At 67.7% G+C, this 16,840-nt stretch carries 14 protein-coding genes; 8 read left to right on the top strand and 6 right to left on the bottom strand.

The genetic code is table 11. The features are described 5' to 3' along the window. Nucleotides 1-150 precede the first annotated feature (150 nt). Both N5D91_RS12010 and N5D91_RS12005 read left to right on the top strand, forming a co-directional pair. Complete coding sequence (locus N5D91_RS12010) at nucleotides 151-1,449, top strand: nucleoside transporter C-terminal domain-containing protein (RefSeq protein ID WP_110711071.1); 1,299 nt, start codon at nucleotides 151-153, stop codon at nucleotides 1,447-1,449. 25 nt (nucleotides 1,450-1,474) lie between these two features. After that, nucleotides 1,475-2,440 carry a ribokinase gene (locus tag N5D91_RS12005; protein ID WP_180854791.1) on the top strand — a complete coding sequence of 322 codons (966 nt, stop codon included), beginning with the start codon at nucleotides 1,475-1,477 and terminating at the stop codon, nucleotides 2,438-2,440. An 81-nt stretch (nucleotides 2,441-2,521) separates the two neighbouring features. On the opposite strand, the gene N5D91_RS12000 is transcribed toward N5D91_RS12005, so the two are convergent. Next, entirely contained in the window at nucleotides 2,522-3,703 is a 1,182-nt protein-coding gene (locus N5D91_RS12000; protein WP_180854792.1) for an MFS transporter, read from the bottom strand. Between the two features lie 93 nt (nucleotides 3,704-3,796). Between N5D91_RS12000 and N5D91_RS11995 the strand changes: the two genes are divergently transcribed. From N5D91_RS11995 to N5D91_RS11980, 4 genes are all read left to right on the top strand, one after another. Next, on the top strand, nucleotides 3,797-4,714 hold the full coding sequence (locus tag N5D91_RS11995; RefSeq protein WP_180854793.1) for a LysR family transcriptional regulator: 918 nt from the start codon (nucleotides 3,797-3,799) through the stop codon (nucleotides 4,712-4,714). Between the two features lie 81 nt (nucleotides 4,715-4,795). After that, complete coding sequence (locus N5D91_RS11990; RefSeq protein ID WP_164161613.1) at nucleotides 4,796-5,227, top strand: hypothetical protein; 432 nt, start codon at nucleotides 4,796-4,798, stop codon at nucleotides 5,225-5,227. A 147-nt stretch (nucleotides 5,228-5,374) separates the two neighbouring features. Continuing rightward, entirely contained in the window at nucleotides 5,375-6,370 is a 996-nt protein-coding gene (gene dusB / locus N5D91_RS11985) for a tRNA dihydrouridine synthase DusB (protein ID WP_110714255.1), read from the top strand. A gap of 116 nt (nucleotides 6,371-6,486) precedes the next feature. Then, entirely contained in the window at nucleotides 6,487-7,314 is an 828-nt protein-coding gene (locus tag N5D91_RS11980) for a class I SAM-dependent methyltransferase (RefSeq protein ID WP_005408109.1), read from the top strand. 75 nt (nucleotides 7,315-7,389) lie between these two features. Here N5D91_RS11980 and N5D91_RS11975 read toward each other — a convergent pair whose 3' ends face one another. The 3 genes from N5D91_RS11975 to N5D91_RS11965 form a co-directional block, all read right to left on the bottom strand. Next, nucleotides 7,390-8,457, bottom strand: coding sequence for a metal-dependent hydrolase (locus tag N5D91_RS11975; protein WP_180854794.1), 1,068 nt, complete (start codon nucleotides 8,455-8,457; stop codon nucleotides 7,390-7,392). 144 nt (nucleotides 8,458-8,601) lie between these two features. Beyond that, on the bottom strand, nucleotides 8,602-9,402 hold the full coding sequence (locus N5D91_RS11970) for a UDP-2,3-diacylglucosamine diphosphatase (protein WP_153856311.1): 801 nt from the start codon (nucleotides 9,400-9,402) through the stop codon (nucleotides 8,602-8,604). After that, nucleotides 9,399-11,114 carry a lysophospholipid acyltransferase family protein gene (locus N5D91_RS11965; RefSeq protein WP_180854795.1) on the bottom strand — a complete coding sequence of 572 codons (1,716 nt, stop codon included), beginning with the start codon at nucleotides 11,112-11,114 and terminating at the stop codon, nucleotides 9,399-9,401. The genes N5D91_RS11970 and N5D91_RS11965 overlap by 4 nt, the downstream gene beginning before the upstream one ends. 336 nt (nucleotides 11,115-11,450) lie before the next feature. On the opposite strand from N5D91_RS11965, the gene metK reads away from it, so the two are divergent. Both metK and N5D91_RS11955 read left to right on the top strand, forming a co-directional pair. Further along, complete coding sequence (metK, locus tag N5D91_RS11960) at nucleotides 11,451-12,662, top strand: methionine adenosyltransferase (protein WP_010481882.1); 1,212 nt, start codon at nucleotides 11,451-11,453, stop codon at nucleotides 12,660-12,662. 139 nt (nucleotides 12,663-12,801) lie between these two features. Further along, nucleotides 12,802-13,308, top strand: a complete 507-nt coding sequence (locus N5D91_RS11955) for an acyl-CoA thioesterase (protein ID WP_010481883.1) — start codon at nucleotides 12,802-12,804, stop codon at nucleotides 13,306-13,308. Nucleotides 13,309-13,333: 25 nt separating this feature from the next. Here N5D91_RS11955 and N5D91_RS11950 read toward each other — a convergent pair whose 3' ends face one another. Together N5D91_RS11950 and ppc are read right to left on the bottom strand one after the other, a co-directional pair. After that, nucleotides 13,334-13,795, bottom strand: a complete 462-nt coding sequence (locus N5D91_RS11950; protein ID WP_180854796.1) for a hypothetical protein — start codon at nucleotides 13,793-13,795, stop codon at nucleotides 13,334-13,336. Nucleotides 13,796-13,963: 168 nt separating this feature from the next. Continuing rightward, complete coding sequence (ppc, locus tag N5D91_RS11945) at nucleotides 13,964-16,675, bottom strand: phosphoenolpyruvate carboxylase (protein ID WP_180854799.1); 2,712 nt, start codon at nucleotides 16,673-16,675, stop codon at nucleotides 13,964-13,966. Nucleotides 16,676-16,840: the final 165 nt, after the last annotated feature.

The raw sequence follows: 16,840 nt of genomic DNA, 5'->3' as shown, positions 1-16,840 counted from the left end.
CCCATTCTACCTGCCCCCGCCGCGCGCAAGCCCTTGCCGTTGCTGGCCTGATCGGTACCGATGGCCGCGCGCACGCTGCTTTTTCTTGCCCCGGCCCCTGCCCTGCACTAGGCTTCCCGTTTTTCGCGACGCCCCAGGGGAGTCACTCACATGGTCGAAGGTTTGGGCAGGATCGGCTTCGGCCTGTTCGGGTTGGCGGTGCTGATCGGCATCACCTGGTTGTTTTCCAATAACAAGCGCGCGGTTGACTGGAAGCTGGTTGCCACCGGTATCACCCTGCAGATCGCCTTCGCGGCGCTGGTGATCCTGGTCCCGGGCGGACGCGACGTGTTCGACGCACTGGGCAAGGGCTTCGTCAAGATCCTCAGCTACGTCAACGAGGGCTCGGGCTTCATCTTCGGCTCGTTGATGGACACCAAGAACTACGGCTTCATCTTCGCCTTCCAGGTGTTGCCGACCATCATCTTCTTCTCTGCGCTGATGGGGGTGATGTACCACCTCAACGTCATGCAGGGCATCGTGCGCGTGATGGCCTGGTCGATCACCAAGGTGATGCGCGTGTCCGGTGCTGAAACCACCAGCGTCTGCGCCAGCGTCTTCATCGGCCAGACCGAGGCGCCGCTGACCGTGCGCCCGTACATCGCCAAGATGACCCAGTCCGAGCTGCTGACCATGATGATCGGCGGCATGGCCCACATCGCCGGCGGCGTGCTGGCGGCCTACGTGGGCATGCTCGGCGGTGGCGACCCGGCGCAGCAGGCGTTCTATGCCAAGCACCTGCTGGCGGCCAGCATCATGGCAGCCCCGGCCACCCTGGTCGTGGCCAAGCTGCTGATCCCGGAGACCGGCACCCCGCTTACCCGCGGCACGGTGAAGATGGAAGTCGAGAAGACCTCCAGCAACATCATCGACGCGGCCGCCGCCGGCGCCGGCGACGGCCTGAAGCTGGCGCTGAACATCGGTGCGATGCTGCTGGCCTTCATCGCCCTGATCGCGCTGCTGAATGCCCCGCTGACCTGGATCGGCGATGTGACCGGCCTGGCCGCTGCCATCGGCAAGCCGACCAACCTGTCGACCATCTTCGGCTACGTGCTGGCCCCGATCGCCTGGGTGATCGGTACGCCGTGGGCCGATGCCACCACCGTCGGTTCGCTGATCGGCCAGAAGGTCGTGATCAACGAGTTCGTGGCCTACACCGAGCTGTCGCAGATCGTGAACGGCCAGATCGCGGGCGTGAGCCTGTCCGAGGAGGGCCGCCTGATCGCCACCTACGCGCTGTGCGGCTTCGCCAACTTCAGCTCGATCGCGATCCAGATCGGCGGCATCGGCGGCCTGGCCCCGGAACGTCGCCACGATCTGGCCAAGTTCGGCCTGCGCGCGGTGTTGGGCGGTACCATTGCCACCTTCATGACGGCGACCATCGCCGGCGTGCTGACGCACTTCAGTTGAACCCTTGGTTGAGAAAAGATTCCCTATGAGCAGCAGTGTCGTTGTCGTCGGTTCCTTCAATGTCGATCACGTGTGGCGGTGCGAGTCGCTGCCGGCACCGGGTGCGACCATTGCCGGCCGCTACAGCACCGGCCCCGGTGGCAAGGGCTTCAACCAGGCCGTGGCAGCGTGCCGCGCAGGCGCCGACACCCACTTCGTGTGTGCGCTGGGCGATGACGCCGGTGGCAGCACCGCCCGCGAGCTGGCCGCGCAGGATGGTTTCGCGCTGATCGCCGAGGCCAGCAGCGAGCCGACCGGCACCGCCGGCATCTACGTCGATGCCCGTGGCCGCAATACCATCGTGATCGGCCCGGGTGCCAACGCCGCGCTCAGCACGGACTTCCTGCAACAGCAGCAGGGCCTGCTGACCGGCGCCAAGGTGGTGCTGGTGCAGCTGGAATCGCCGGTGCAGACCATTGAAGCGGCGCTGGCCACGGCCCGCGAGGCCGGCGTCACCACCGTGCTCAACACCGCACCGGCCGACGCCCCTTCGACCATCGGCCTGCTCAAGCTGGCCGATGTGATCACCCCGAACGAAACCGAGTTCGCAGCCCTGCTCGGCCGCCATGTCGGTGAGCGCGTGGATGCCAATGACGTCGCCGCGCTGGATGGTGCCAGCCTGCACGCGCTGTGCCGCAAGCTGGTCGGCAACGGCACCGTGGTGGTGACCCTGGGTTCGGTGGGCGTGTTCGTGTCGCATGCCGATGAGAACCTGCGCGGCGATACCCAGCCGTACTACCGCGTAGGCGCCGAACAGGTGCAGGCGATCGACACCACCGGTGCCGGTGACGCCTTCAACGGTGCGCTGGCCGCGTCGCTGGCGCAGGTGGCCGACGCCCCGTTCGCCCGCCACGTGCGCTTCGCCAACCAGTTCGCCGGTCGTTCGACCGAGAAGGAAGGCGCCGCTGCGGCAATGCCGCGCTTCACCCCGGCCGACGTGGAAGTGAAGTAGATCCACGCCATGCGTGGATGAGCGAGCCCGGGCATGCAGATGCCCGGGCTTTTTCATGGGCGGTCCGCGCGCGGCGCGGATCTACTGCCAGCGCCGCAACAGCAGCCCCGCTGCAATCGCCAGCAACGCCACGGCAGCAGCCACCACGTCCAGCGTGTCCAGGCCCCAGCGTTCGATCGCACCGCCGCCGAGCAGCGCGCCCAGGCCGATTCCGGCGTTGGCCGCAGACACATTCAAGGTTCCCGCCAGCGCCTGCGCCCGTGGCGCCGCACGCATCACCCGCACCTGGCACAACGGGAACAACGCGGTATGCGCCACGCCCCACGAAGCCAGCGCGATGAGCACGAACGTGCCGTGGCCGGCCATCCCGACACTGGCCAGAATGCCCAGCGCCAGCACCGCGCAGAACACCAGCGTTGCGCCCAGCGGCGCACGATCGACCCAGCGCCCGCCCAGTGCATTGCCGATCAGCCCGACGGCCCCGAAGCCCATCAGCCACCAGCCCACCTGTGCCGCCGGTACCTGCATCAGCCGCTCCAGTACATCGGCCAGATAGGTGTAGGCCGCAAACATCGCGGTGAACACCAGCACCGACAGCAGCACATGGCCCAGCAATGGCGGCTGCCGCAGCATACGTGCCTGTTCGCCCAGCGCGCGACGCGGTCCGGCCTCGGTGTCCGGCATCCATGTCGCCAATGCGCCGGCCATCAACAGTGACAATGCCGCCAACAGCCAGAAGCTGCCGCGCCAACCGAGGGCGTCGGCGGCCAACGTACCCAGTGGGATACCGAACAGCATTGCGGCGGTGATGCCCAGGTAGACCCGCGCGACCGCACGACCGCCCTGCCCTGCAGGGGCCAGCTGCGCAGCAGTCTCACTGGCCGTGCCCCAGAACACCGGCAGCGCCAGTGCCGGCAGCAACCGCGCCAGCGCCAGCAGCCATGGCTGCGTGGCCATCGCGGCCAGCGCGTTGGACGCCGCGAACAACAGCAGGATGACCACGAACAGGCGGCGCCGGCCGACGTGTGACAGCAGCGCGGTCAAGGGTGGCCCGGCCAGCATCACGGTGAACGCGAACAGGGTGACCAGTTGTCCGGCGCGCGCAATGCCAATACCAAGGTCGCGTGCCAGTGCCGGCAACAGGCCAACGATCAGGAATTCGGTGGTGACGATGACGAAGGCGGACACCGCCAGCAGGACGACCGAAAGACGTGCGCGAGCGTTTGCGTGGACAGTGGCCACGGCGGAATCGAGGGAGGACATGAGCGGGCATCAGAACAGGGGCCGCCAGCCTATTTCCTCCCCAGGTTCCTATTACTGCTATGTTTTCCATCGATTCCGGACTGGATTTCCCCCATGCTTCCCACCGAGCGCCTGCGCGGCATCGAGGCCTTCGTCGCCACCGCCGATGCCGGCAGCTTCACTGCGGCCGCCGAGCGCCTGCACCTGACCAGCTCGGCAGTGGGCAAGACCATTGCTCGGCTGGAGGCGCGGCTGGGAGCGCGGTTGTTTGAACGCAGCACCCGCCGCCTTCGCCTGACCGAAGCCGGTGAGGGCTTCTACCGCACCTGCGTGCGCGTGCTGGGTGAGCTGGCCGATGCCGAGTCGGTACTGGTGTCGCACGCAGACGCTCCCGTGGGCCGGCTGCGCGTGGATGCCCCGGCCACCTTCGGGCGCCTGAAAGTCTGGCCGTTGCTGCTGCAGCTGGCCGACACGTTTCCGCAGCTGCGGCCACAGGTGACCTTCAGCGACCGCTTCATCGACCTGACCGAGGACGGCATCGACCTGGCCGTGCGCATCGGTGGACCGGAGCCGCTGCCGGCCACCCTGGGCAGCCGCCTGCTCGGCTACGAATGCCTGCGCTTCTGCGCGTCCCCGGCCTATCTGCATCAGCATGGCCTGCCGACGTCCGCGGCCGAACTGACCGACCATGACGGCGTACTGTTCGGCCGTGCCGACGGCAGCATCGGACCGTGGCAGGTGGCGGATGCTGGACGGCGTAGCACGCCGCTGCAGGCCCGCGCGCGGCTGGTGGTCGGCAGTGCCGAAGCGCAGGTCGCGGCGGTCGAGGCCGGCTTTGGCATCGCCCAGCTGGCCTCCTGGCTGGTCGATGATGCGCTGGCGCGCGGCAGCCTTGTGTCGATCCTGCCGGCGCTGGACTGCCGCGGCCTGCCCCTGCGCCTGTTGTGGCCACAGGGCCGGCAACGGCTGCCACGCGTGGATGTGGCATTGGACCGTCTCGGTTCAGGACTGCGGATCGATCCGCCGCGCTGATCCCGGCTGCGACCGCTTGTCGCATTGCCCGCATCCCGGTCCTCGCCCACCATCCGCGCAGCTTCTCTGCGTGGGCAGGACATGGACGGATTCCCCTGGCTGCTGATCGCGGCCGCCGGCAGTGCCATCGCGGCCCTGCTGCACATTGGCTGCATCGCCTTCGGCGCGCCCTGGTACGAGCGTTTCGGCGCCGGCCCGCGCATGGTCCGGTTGGCCCACGCCGGCCACTGGTGGCCGCCGCTGATGACCGCCGGCATCACCGCCCTGCTGGTTGCCTGGGCGCTGTACGCGCTGGCTGCTGCCGGCTGGCATGCGCCGTTGCCGGCCAGCCGCCTGGTCCTGCCAGGCATTGCCGCGCTGCTGTTGCTGCGCGCCATGATGGGCTTCGGCCTGGCGCTGTTCCGACCGGGGTACAACGGCACGCGCTTCTGGGCGGTCAGTTCGCTGGTCTGCCTGGGCCTGGGGCTGGCCTTCGCCGTGGGGACCCGCCAGGCCTGGCAGAGCCTGGGCTAGCCGCCCACCATCGCCCGCCCTTGGGGGCGGCGGAAGCAACCGTCAAGCATCTGTTGATGCCGGTACGGCATGAGCTGGGTGCGGATCGGCCTGAACCGGACCGCGCCCGACACGGCCGTACCGCCGCCCGCGCCCTACAATGGGCGCATGCAGATCGGCCCGTACACCATTGCCCCCAACGTCGTGCTGGCGCCCATGGCCGGCGTTACCGACAAGCCTTTCCGCCTGCTGTGCAAACGGCTGGGCGCGGGACTGGCCGCCTCGGAAATGACCATCAGCGACCCGCGCTTCTGGACCACGCGCAAGTCGATCCATCGCATGGACCATGACGGCGAGCCGGCACCGATCAGCGTGCAGATCGCCGGCACCGAGCCGCAGCAGTTGGCCGAAGCCGCCCGCTACAACGTGGACCACGGCGCGCAGATCATCGACATCAACATGGGCTGCCCGGCCAAGAAGGTGTGCAACGCCTGGGCCGGTTCGGCACTGATGCGCGACGAACAGCTGGTGGCGCGCATCCTCGAAGCGGTGGTCAACGCGGTGGACGTGCCGGTCACCCTGAAGATCCGTACCGGTTGGGACTGCGACCACCGCAACGGCCCTCTGATCGCCCGCATCGCCGAGGACAGCGGCATCGCCGCACTGGCTGTGCACGGCCGCACCCGCGACCAGCACTACACCGGCCAGGCGGAGTACGCCACGATCGGCGAGATCAAGGCCGCACTGCGCATTCCGGTGATCGCCAACGGTGACATCGATTCGCCGCAGAAGGCGGCGTTCGTCCTGAAGGAAACCGGCGTGGACGCAGTGATGATCGGCCGCTCGGCACAGGGCCGGCCATGGATCTTCCGCGAGGTGGCGCACTACCTGGCCACCGGCGAGGAACTGCCGCCGCCATCGCTGGCGGAAGTGCGCGACATCCTGCTCGGCCACCTGCATGCACTGCATGCGTTTTATGGCGAGCCGCAGGGCGTGCGCATCGCGCGCAAGCACCTGGGCTGGTACGCCAAGGATCGACCGGAGAATGCCGCCTTCCGCGCAGTGGTCAACCGCGCCGAAGACCCGCAGAGCCAGATCGCGCTGACCACCGAGTACTTCGACCGTCTGATCGCCGGGGAACCGGCGTTGTCATCTGCTGCCTGAGCGTATTGCCACGCCGTCGAGTCGAGCTTGCTCGATTCCTCAAACCGTAGAGTCGAGCTTGCTCGACTGATTTCCCGGAGCCGTCGAGCAAGCTCGACGCTACAAGAGCCCGCCCCATGACCCCGCCGATCTCCTCCCCGACCTACCTGCACGGCTTTTCCGGCACCGAGCAGCAGCGCCTGATGACCCAGGCACGGCTGCTGGAATCGAGCATCTTCGGCCAGATCGACTACAGCGGCGCGCGTCGCCTGCTGGAAGTCGGCAGCGGCGTCGGCGCGCAGACCGAAATCCTGCTGCGCCGCTTCCCCGAGCTGCACGTGACCGGCGTGGACCTGAGCGAAACACAGCTGGCCACCGCGCGCGAGAACCTGGCGCGCACACCGTGGTGCAGCGACCGCTACACCCTGCAGCAGGCCGATGCCGGCGAGCTGCCGTTCGAGGCACGCAGCTTCGACGCGGCGTTCCTGTGCTGGGTGCTGGAGCACGTGCCGTCACCAGCACGCGTACTGAGCGAAGTGCGCCGCGTGCTGGCCCCGGGTTCGCCGGTCTACATCACCGAGGTGATGAATGCCTCGTTCCTGCTCGACCCGTATTCGCCGCATATCTGGCGCTACTGGATGGCCTTCAACGACTTCCAGTACGACCACGGGGGAGATCCGTTCGTCGGCGCCAAGCTGGGCAACCTGCTGCTGGCCGGCGGCTTCCGCGACGTGCACACCGAGATCAAGACCATCCACCTGGACAACCGCGAGCCGGCACGTCGCAAGACGATGATCGCGTTCTGGGAACAGCTGCTGCTGTCGGCCGCCGACCAACTGTTGCAGGCCGGATCGGTGGACGAGGAAACCGTGGAAGGCATGCGTCGCGAGTTCCGCCTGGTGCAGAACGACCCGAACGCGGTGTTCTTCTACTCGTTCGTGCAGGGCCGCGCCACGGTGTATTGATTCGGTGGAGCCACGCCATGCGTGGCTGCCTTCGCCGATGCACCCCGCCATCCACGCATGGCGTGGATCTACGGATCAATGCACGGCGCTGTGGTCGACCGAACCCGGCTGTGCTGCCGGCTCCTGCCAGATCCGCTGCCACATCGCGGCCAACCGGCGTCCGACGTCGGCGCGTGCGGCCGGGCTGCTGTAATCCACCCGCACCTGCTCGGGCGTGATCGCCCGCCACTGCCCATCAGCCTGCTCGGCCACCACGAAGTTGAACGTGTAATCCGGTTCCAGGCCCATGCGCAGGTCGCTCAGCACCAGCCGGCCGTCAACCACCTGTGCACGCATGAAGCCACGGTTGAACCACGTCAGCTGCTGCACCGCCGGGACGCTCCCTGCTTCGCGCAACGCCTGCACGTTGGACGCATGGCCTTCGAACCGCATCGGCCCGTGGTCGGCCACCAGCGAACGGTCGCCCACTACGTAGCCGTTCGGCGTCATCGCCACTACCCGCCACAGCAGGGTATTGAACGGCATCGGTACCGAGAAGCGCGGCGCATTGCCCAGGCCCATCGCCGCCAGGCTCTGCTGTGCGGCACGGTCGACCTGGGCCTTGGCGATCAGGCCCCAGCCCAGGTAGCCACTGCTGAGCAGCAGGGCCACGCCCAGCACCTTGCCCGCCCAGGGCCGGGCGCGGCCAAACCAGGCCAGCACGCAGCCCAGCAGCAGCCACACGGTATAGCCCGGATCGATGATGAAGACGCTGGAACCCATGGTCGGGTGTGGCCGCAACGGCCACCACAACTGCGTGCCATACACGGTGAACGCATCGAGCACGGGATGAGTGACCAACGCCAACAGGATCGCCCAGAACCAGCGCACCGGTGACTGTGCGACCCGCCCGTTGCCGAAGCGCTTGAACAACCACCAGATCAGCGCCGCCACCCAGGGCAGCACCAGCAGCGAATGGCTGAAGCTGCGGTGCTCGATCATGTTCGCCACCGGATCGGCGGCAGTGAAGCCGAGCCACAGGGCGTCGAGGTCCGGCAGGGTACCGAGCGCGGCACCGGCCAGCAGGGCCGCGCGGCGGTGGCCGGGCGGAGCGATTGCAGCAGCGACGGCGCCGCCGAGCACGATCTGGGTCAGGGAATCCATGGGCCGATGCTAGCGGCTTGCGGGCGTGCCGTCTTGATGGCACAGCCGCTCGCGCTCTTTTGTAGAGTCGAGCCATGCTCGACTGCTGTACGCGGGGCAGTCTGAGAAGATCAGTCGAGCATGGCTCGACTCTACAAGAGTGGGTCAAGCCGCTTGCTTGATGCGCGCGCCCGGCAGCTCCACCAGGGTCTGGCCGTTGTGATCGAGCAGGCGCAGCGCGCCATCATGGTCTTCGGCCAGTGCGGTCAGGCTCTCCACCCAGTCGCCGTCGTTGGCGTAGACCAGGCCATCGCGCTCGATCAGCGCGGCGCGGTGGATGTGGCCGCAGACGATGCCATCCAGGCCGCGCCGGCGCACATCGTCCAGCCCGGCCTGCACGAAGCGCTCGATGTAGCGTTCGGCCGCACCACTGCGCTTCTTCAGGAATTCCGACAGCGACCAGTAGCGCATGCCCAGCCGCCGCCGCACCGCGTTCAGCGCCTGGTTGCCGGTCAGGATGCGGTAGTACAGCCAGTCGCCGAACTTTTCCTGCAGGCCACCGAAGTGGGTCACGCCGTCGTAGTCGTCGCCGTGCGCGACCAGCAAGCGACGGCCATCGGCGGTCACATGGATGGCGCGACGGCGCACCTGCATCGCCGGCAGCATGAGCCCGCACACGTGGCGCAGCGAGGCGTCGTGGTTGCCGGGGATGTAGACGATCTCGGTCCCCGCACGGCGCAGCGCGTGCAGGGCCTGGATGACTTCGCTGTGCGACTGGCGCCAGTTGGCGCGGCGATGCGCCATCCACCACAGGTCGATGATGTCGCCCACCAGGTACAACCGTTCGCAGCGCAGCTGCGAGAGGAACCGCGCCAGCTCGGTGGCATGGCAATGACGTGAACCCAGGTGCACGTCGGAGACGAACACTGCGCGCCGGTGCGGCGACAGGTTCGCCAGCGTGCTCATGCCGGCGTCCCCGCGTCGCGCAGGTAGCGTTTGCGCTTGTTGGGCCGGATCGCGCACAGGTCCACCTCGATCAGGCCGTCGATCGAATCGCTGAAATCCGGGTCGACACCGAAGGCGAGGAAGCGCGCGCCGCCGGGTTCGCACAGATCGGTGTACTGGCGGTACAGCGTCGGCACGCCGGTGCCGAGTGCGGCCAGGTTGGCCTTGAGCACATCGAACGCGGCACCTGCATCCAGCTCGCCGAAACTCGGCGGCGCGGCGAAGTACTGGAAGGGGCGGTTCGATTCGGCCAGGCCGGCGGTACCACTGTAGTAGCGCTGGTAATACGCCACCAGCTGCTCGCGTGCATCACGCGGCAGCGCCGCGCTGATCGACACCGCGCCGAACAGGTAGCGGATGCCCGGCCGGCACTGCAGGTAGGCGCCGATGCCCTGCCACAGGTAATCCAGGCTGCGGCTGCCCCAGTAATCGGGCACCACGAAGCTGCGGCCCAGTTCCAGGCCTTCGGCGATGTGGGTGATGGCGTCGTCGGAATAGCGGAACAGCGACGCACTGTAGAGCCCGGACAGGCCGTGCCGGGCCAACGCCTGCGCACCGCGCATGATCCGGTAGGCCCCGGCGATGCGCTGCGCGGCAGCGTCCCAGATCACGATGTGCTCGTACTGCGGATCGTAATCGTCCAGGTCGCGGCTGCGCCCGGTGCCCTCGCCCACCTGGCGGAAGGTCAGCTCGCGCAGGCGCCCCAGCTCCAGCAGCAGCGGTGAATCAGCGCTGCAGGTCGCCAGCAGGATCTGCTTGCCGTCGGCGGTCTGGCCCAGCTGGGTGGCGGCAGCGATGCCGGCGGCGACCTGCGAAGGTGGCACCGGGGACGCCAGCGGCTCGGGGCCTGCAACAGCAGCGGCATCGCCCGCCGCCCCATTACGGCCCAGCGCATACAGCGCGCGGCGCACCGCCAGCAGCTGTGCGCCCGGGTCGCCGCCCTTGCCCAGCTGCATCGGCTCACCGATGCTCAGCCGCAGCGGACGGCCACGACGGGTGAACATCTCGCGCGCCAGCAGCGCGGTGCCGGCCGGCTTGAACAGGGTCGAGGCGCCGTAGAACAGCGCCGAGTTGCGCGCCTCCACACGCACCGGCAGCACCGGCGCGCCAGCGGCACGGGCAAAGCGGACGAAACCGCGCTGCCAGCGGCCATCGCGGATGCCGCGCAGCGACAGCCGCGAGACCTCGCCGGCCGGGAACACGATCACGCACTGCTCTGCGGCCAGCGCCTCTTCGACGGCATGCAGGCTGCCACGCTGGGCCTTGCCACCGAGGATGCGTACCGGCAGCAGCAGGTCCTGCAGTGGCGCGATCGCCCCCAGCAGGTCGTTGGCCACGATCCGCACGTCACGGCGGATGCGACCGACCGCGTCCAGCAGTGCGAGGGCGTCCAGTGCCCCGGAAGGGTGGTTGGCGACGATCAGCAGGCGGCCGGTGGCCGGGATCTTCGCCAGCGCGGCCGAATCCACCTGGTACTGGCCGTCGATGAACTCCAGGCCGGCGGCGACGAAGCCGAAACCACGCAGGCCTGAGCTGCGCTGCAGGAAGGCTTCGATCTGGTCCAGGCGCGACCAGCGGCCGACGCTGCGCAGCAACGGCCGCGCCAGTTGGCCACGACGGCCATGGAACCAATCGGGGAAGCGTTGCTGGAGACGCTGTTCAAGTTCCTGCATGGCAGATCCACTCATGCCCGGCGGCCGGATTGGCCGACAGCCTGCGCCCGGCAGGCGGCAGCCAGATGGCGGTTTTTGGGCAGAACGATGACGGCTGCCCGGTCCAGGCGCGGGCAGGGTCGCCCGCGCAGTCGGGGCCGGTAGCAGCCCGGCGTGTTGTCACGCTGGTGGAACACTGGGCCTCGAGGCTGGGCCCCAATCCCGGCCGGACGGCCCCTGCCGGGGCTACGCGGGCTTAACCACCGGCAACCGGTACAGGTTCACAATGCACAGGCGGCGCACCCCGTGTATCATTCGCGCCCATCTTTCCATCCGAATCAAGGGATATTACGCCTGATGTCCAGCTATCTCTTCACCTCCGAGTCGGTCTCCGAAGGCCATCCGGACAAGGTTGCCGACCAGATCTCCGATGCGGTGCTGGACGCGATCCTGACCCAGGACCAGCGCGCCCGCGTGGCCTGCGAGACCATGGTCAAGACCGGTGTTGCCATCGTGGCCGGTGAGATCACCACCAGCGCCTGGATCGACCTGGAAGCGCTGACCCGCAAGGTCATCACGGACATCGGCTACGACAGCTCCGACGTCGGCTTCGACGGCGCCACCTGCGGCGTGCTGAACCTGATCGGCAAGCAGTCGCCGCACATCGCCCAGGGCGTGGATCGCAAGAAACCGGAAGAAATGGGCGCTGGCGACCAGGGCCTGATGTTCGGCTATGCCACCAACGAGACCGACAGCTACATGCCGGCCGCGATCCACCTGTCGCACCGCCTGGTCGAGCAGCAGGCCAAGATCCGCAAGAAGAAGAACTCGCCGCTGTCGTGGCTGCGCCCGGACGCCAAGAGCCAGGTCACCCTGCGCTATGAAAACGGCGTGGTCTCGGCCATCGACGCCGTGGTCCTGTCGACCCAGCACGCCCCGGGCATCAAGCAGAAGGACCTCATCGAGGCCGTCCGCGAAGAGATCATCAAGCCGGTGCTGCCGGCCAAGTGGCTGCACAAGGGCACCAAGTTCCACATCAACCCGACCGGCAAGTTCGAGATCGGCGGCCCGGTGGGCGACTGCGGCCTGACCGGCCGCAAGATCATCGTCGACACCTACGGCGGCTGGGCCCGTCACGGTGGTGGCGCCTTCTCCGGCAAGGACCCGTCCAAGGTCGATCGTTCGGCGGCCTACGCGGCCCGTTACGTCGCCAAGAACGTGGTTGCCGCCGGCCTGGCCGACCGTTGCGAAGTGCAGGTCTCCTACGCCATCGGCGTGGCTGAGCCGACCTCGATCTCGGTCACCACCTTCGGCACCGGCAAGATCAGCGACGACAAGATCGAGAAGCTGATCCGCAAGCACTTCGACCTGCGCCCGTACGGCATCATCAAGATGCTGGACCTGGTGCACCCGATGTACCAGCAGACTGCGGCCTACGGCCACTTCGGCCGCAAGCCGAAGGAGTTCAGCTACCTCAACGGCGAAGGCGAGACCGTCAACGCCACGGCCTTCTCCTGGGAGAAGACCGACCGCGCCGCCGCCCTGCGCGCCGATGCGAAGCTGAAGTAAGAAACACGAAGGGCCGCGCAAGCGGCCCTTCTCTTTTCTGGTAGAGCCGGCCGCTGGCCGGCTTTTTCATGGCCTCCGGAAACAGTCGCGTGGTTGCCGGCCAGCGGCCGGCACTACCGGTTGCCGATACAATCGCCGCATGTCGACCGAACTCAAAACCCACCAGCTGTCCATGACCGTGCTGATGTCGCCGGAGATGGCCAATTTCTCCGGCAAGGTCCACGGTGGCGCCATCCTGCGCCTGCTCGACCAGGTCGCCTACGCCTGCGCCAGCCGTTACGCCGGCAGCTACGTGGTCACCCTGTCGGTGGACCAGGTGATGTTCCGCCAGCCGATCGCGGTGGGCGAGCTGGTCACCTTCCTGGCCTCGGTGAACCATACCGGCACCTCGTCGATGGAGATCGGCATCAAGGTGGTGGCCGAGGACATCCTCAAGCGCAGCGTGCGCCACGCCAACAGCTGCTTCTTCACCATGGTGGCCGTGGATGAGGAAGGCCGGCCGACGCCGGTGCCGCCGTTGCAGCCGGCCACCTCCGACGAGAAGCGCCGCCAGGCCGCCGCACAGATCCGCCGCCAGCTGCGCCAGGAAATGGAGCAGCGCCATCTGGAACTGCTGGCGTCGAATCCGCCGTCGCCGGAAGAATGAGGGCTTTGCCGGCCAGCGGCCGGCACTACCCTTCCCGTTCGGGCAGATAGGGAGAGCAGAACCGCTCGATGTTCAATAACGGGTTGGCGTCTGCCAATGCGGCCGAGGCGTCCACCGACGACACCGCATACATGTAGTAGTCGTAGCCGAAGTGCACTTCGGCGTTCTGACAGACCAGCTTGCACCAGAAGGCGTTGCGCAGCACGCCGCGCGCCACCCGCTCAATCTCGTGCAGGCCGAGTTGCTGGCCCTCGTGGTACTGACACGGGCCGTGCGAAGAAAGCGACTGGATGCGAAGGGACTCGACACCAATGCCGACACAGAATCGCCTGATCGCGTCCAGATAGGCATCCTCGACAACGAGGTAATCCTCGATGCTCACGCGCTTGCCGACATCGCTGAAGTCAGTCCACTCCTCGGGCGGTGACCATAGGTACCCCTCAGGCGTCCGCTGCCAGTATTTGCTGATACGCCAGGAATGCTCCATGGGACGAGAGGATACCGGAAGGTGCCGGAGGCAGCCGTGCATCCGACATCGTGGTAGTGCCGGCCGCTGGCCGGCAACCTCGTGCGTGTTGCCAGACACCATGAGGTTGCCGGCCAGCGGCCGGCACTACCATTTCGAATTCGCCGGGCAACGCCCGGCGGATGCATTTCACCCGGTGTTCTGCACACCCTGCGAAACACCGTTCACGCAGGCCACCAGCGCGCGCAGCAGGTCCTCATCCTCGCGCCCGCTGGTCCGCCAGCGCTGCAGCAGATCCACCTGCAGCACGCTGATCGGATCGACGTAGGGATTGCGCAGGCGGATCGACAGCGCAAGCCGCGCATCGTGGTCCAGCAGCGTCCGCTGGTCCATCAGCGCCAGCAGCCAGTGCCGGGTGAGTTCCAGTTCGCGCTGCACCTGTGGGAAGAAGCGCCCGTGCAGCTCGCCGGACAGCTTCGAGAACTGCTCGGCAATGGTGATATCGCCCTTGGACAGCACCATGGCGATGTCGTCCAGGAACGTACGGAAAAACGGCCAGTCTCGCGCCATGTCGCGCAGGGTCTGTTCGTGGCCGGCATCAATCGCCGCCTGCAGGCCACTGCCCACGCCATACCAGCCGGGAATCACCGCGCGTGCCTGGCTCCAGGCGAATACCCACGGAATCGCGCGCAGGTTGCCCAGTGCTGCGTCCTGGCCGAGCCGGCGCGACGGACGCGAGCCCAGCGTCATCCGCTCGATCACATCGATCGGCGTGGCGGTGCGGAAGTAGTCCATGAAGCCTGCCTGGCCGACGAAGGCGCGGTAGACCTCGCTGCTGGAGCCAGCGACCACATCCATCACCGGTCGCCACTCATCCTCGCGGGGTTCGGCGGCACGCGGGCGCAGGCTGGCGCGCAGTACCGCGCCGGTGGCCTGTTCCAGCGAGCGCAGCGCCAGCGCACGGATGCCGTATTTGCGATGGATCACTTCGCCCTGCTCGGTCACCCGCAGGCGGCCATCAATGCTGCCGCGTGGCGAAGCATCCACCGCGTGCGTGGTCTTGCCGCCACCACGGCTGATCGAACCACCACGGCCATGGAAGAAGGTCAGGCGGATGCCGGCCTCGGCCGCCACCTCCAGCAGTTCCACCTGCGCACGCTGCAGGCCCCAACGCGAAGCGGCGATGCCACCGTCCTTGCTGCTGTCCGAATAGCCCAGCATCACCATCTGCACGTCGTCGCGTGCGCGCAGGTGCGCGCGATAGATCGGGTCGGCCAGCAGGTCACGCAGGGTGGCGGTGCCACGCTTGAGGTCGTCCACGGTTTCGAACAATGGCGCAATATCCAGCGGCACCGAACCGCCCTCTTCCACCAGGCCGCCACGGCGTGCCAGCGCCAGCACGGCCAGCACGTCACTGCGGTCGTGTGCCATCGAGATGATGTAGCTGCCCAGCGCATCGCCACCATGGCGCGCACGCGCATCGGCCAACGCCACAAATACCGCATCCAGACGCTGGTTGCCTTCGTCGTCGCCCTTCGGCAACGGCGCGTCACCACTGGCATGCGGCGCCAGCAGACGCGCACGCCCCACGGCATCGAGACGGTCCCACGCTGCGTCGCCGCCCAGCACGGTGGCCAGCGCGCGCGCATGCACGCTCGATTCCTGGCGCACGTCCAACCGCGCCAGGTGGAAGCCGAAGGTCTTCACCCGCCACAGCAGGCGCTGTACGGCAAAGCCACCGGCATGCTCCCCGCGGTTGGCGCGCAGGCTGTCGAGGATCAGCTGCAGGTCGTCGATCAGTTCATCGGGGCCGGCGTAAGCGCCTTCGCCGTCATCCAGCGTGGCCTGCAGGCGTGCACGCATGCGGTCGTTGAGCAGGCGGTAGGGCATGTCGGCATGGCGCGGGCGCGACTGCACCTGCGGCAGCAGCTGCTGGTAGTGCGCCACGCGCGCCTGCAGCGCATCGCTTACGCCCACCCGCTCGGTGGACTGGCTGAGCAGGCTGGCCAGCTGCAGCAGTTCCTTCTGGTAGCGCCCGAGCACCGCCTGCCGCTGCGCATCCAGCGTATTGCGGATGGTGTGCGCGTCCACGTTCGGGTTGCCGTCCATGTCGCCGCCCACCCAGGTACCGAAGCGCAGCAGGCGTGGCAGCGGCAGCTCTTCGCCGAAGGTATCGCGCAGCGCCTGCTGCAGCGATTCGTACAGCACTGGAATCACCCGGTACAGCACCTGCACCAGGTAGAAACCGACGTGCTCGCGCTCGTCATCGACGGTGGGCCGCACCGGCGAGGAATCGGTGGTCTGCCATGAGGCGGTCAGCGCCATGCGGAAGCGCGCGGCATCGGCGGCGGCTTCACCCGGCGTGCGCTGGCCGTCGAGGTTGTCGACCAGGCTGGCCACCATCAGCTGCTCCTTCTCCAGCAGCGCGCGCCGCACTGCTTCGGTCGGATGTGCGGTGAACACCGGTTCGATGTCGATGCGGGGCAGCCACTGCGCCAGCTCGTCCAGGCCCACGCCCTGCGCCTTCAGGTGCTGCAGTGCATCCTGCAGGCCATCGGGCTGCGCCCCTGCGGTACCGGCGCGCTGGTAGTCACGGCGGCGGCGGATGCGATGCACGCGCTCGGCGATGTTGACCACCTGGAAGTAGGTGCTGAAGGCCCGCACCATGGTCTCGGCCTGCTGCGGCGTGCGCCCGGCCAGACCATCGGCCAGCTCCGACAACGGCGCCTGGTTCTCGCGGCGGGCGATGGCGCGGGTGCGCACGTCTTCGACATCGTCGAGGAAGGCGGTAGAGACCTGTTCAACCAGCAGGTCGCCGACCAGCGCGCCGAGCCGGCGCACGTCATCGCGAAGCGGAAGATCGGGGGAAGCAAACTCGATGCTGCTGCGGTACTCGTTCATCGGCGACGCACAGGCCTCGGTCAACGGATCCAGACCCCAAGCCTAAACCAGAACGGGCATCGTGCTGCGATGCAAAAATGGTTTCATCTGGTAGTGCCGGCCGCTGGCCGGCAACCTCAGGTCGCGTGGGTCCATGAGGTTGCCGGCCAGCGGCCGGCACTACCG

The sequence above is a fragment of the Stenotrophomonas sp. GD03794 genome, assembly GCF_029842145.1.
Classification (GTDB): Bacteria; Pseudomonadota; Gammaproteobacteria; order Xanthomonadales; family Xanthomonadaceae; genus Stenotrophomonas; species Stenotrophomonas riyadhensis.
The sequence above is the reverse complement of the archived record's forward strand: the minus strand, read 5'-3'. Positions and strand labels throughout refer to the sequence as shown.

What these genes read in the sequence shown, in the direction of transcription:
- ppc (WP_180854799.1), bottom strand. Translation starts at nt 16,675, where the DNA reads ATGAACGAGTACCGCAGCAGCATCGAGTTTGCTTCCCCCGATCTTCCG.
- N5D91_RS12005 (WP_180854791.1), top strand. Translation starts at nt 1,475, where the DNA reads ATGAGCAGCAGTGTCGTTGTCGTCGGTTCCTTCAATGTCGATCACGTG.
- N5D91_RS11990 (WP_164161613.1), top strand. Translation starts at nt 4,796, where the DNA reads ATGGACGGATTCCCCTGGCTGCTGATCGCGGCCGCCGGCAGTGCCATC.
- N5D91_RS11965 (WP_180854795.1), bottom strand. Translation starts at nt 11,114, where the DNA reads ATGCAGGAACTTGAACAGCGTCTCCAGCAACGCTTCCCCGATTGGTTC.
- metK (WP_010481882.1), top strand. Translation starts at nt 11,451, where the DNA reads ATGTCCAGCTATCTCTTCACCTCCGAGTCGGTCTCCGAAGGCCATCCG.
- N5D91_RS11975 (WP_180854794.1), bottom strand. Translation starts at nt 8,457, where the DNA reads ATGGATTCCCTGACCCAGATCGTGCTCGGCGGCGCCGTCGCTGCTGCA.
- N5D91_RS12010 (WP_110711071.1), top strand. Translation starts at nt 151, where the DNA reads ATGGTCGAAGGTTTGGGCAGGATCGGCTTCGGCCTGTTCGGGTTGGCG.
- N5D91_RS11970 (WP_153856311.1), bottom strand. Translation starts at nt 9,402, where the DNA reads ATGAGCACGCTGGCGAACCTGTCGCCGCACCGGCGCGCAGTGTTCGTC.
- N5D91_RS11950 (WP_180854796.1), bottom strand. Translation starts at nt 13,795, where the DNA reads ATGGAGCATTCCTGGCGTATCAGCAAATACTGGCAGCGGACGCCTGAG.
- N5D91_RS11980 (WP_005408109.1), top strand. Translation starts at nt 6,487, where the DNA reads ATGACCCCGCCGATCTCCTCCCCGACCTACCTGCACGGCTTTTCCGGC.
- N5D91_RS11955 (WP_010481883.1), top strand. Translation starts at nt 12,802, where the DNA reads ATGTCGACCGAACTCAAAACCCACCAGCTGTCCATGACCGTGCTGATG.
- N5D91_RS11995 (WP_180854793.1), top strand. Translation starts at nt 3,797, where the DNA reads ATGCTTCCCACCGAGCGCCTGCGCGGCATCGAGGCCTTCGTCGCCACC.
- dusB (WP_110714255.1), top strand. Translation starts at nt 5,375, where the DNA reads ATGCAGATCGGCCCGTACACCATTGCCCCCAACGTCGTGCTGGCGCCC.
- N5D91_RS12000 (WP_180854792.1), bottom strand. Translation starts at nt 3,703, where the DNA reads ATGTCCTCCCTCGATTCCGCCGTGGCCACTGTCCACGCAAACGCTCGC.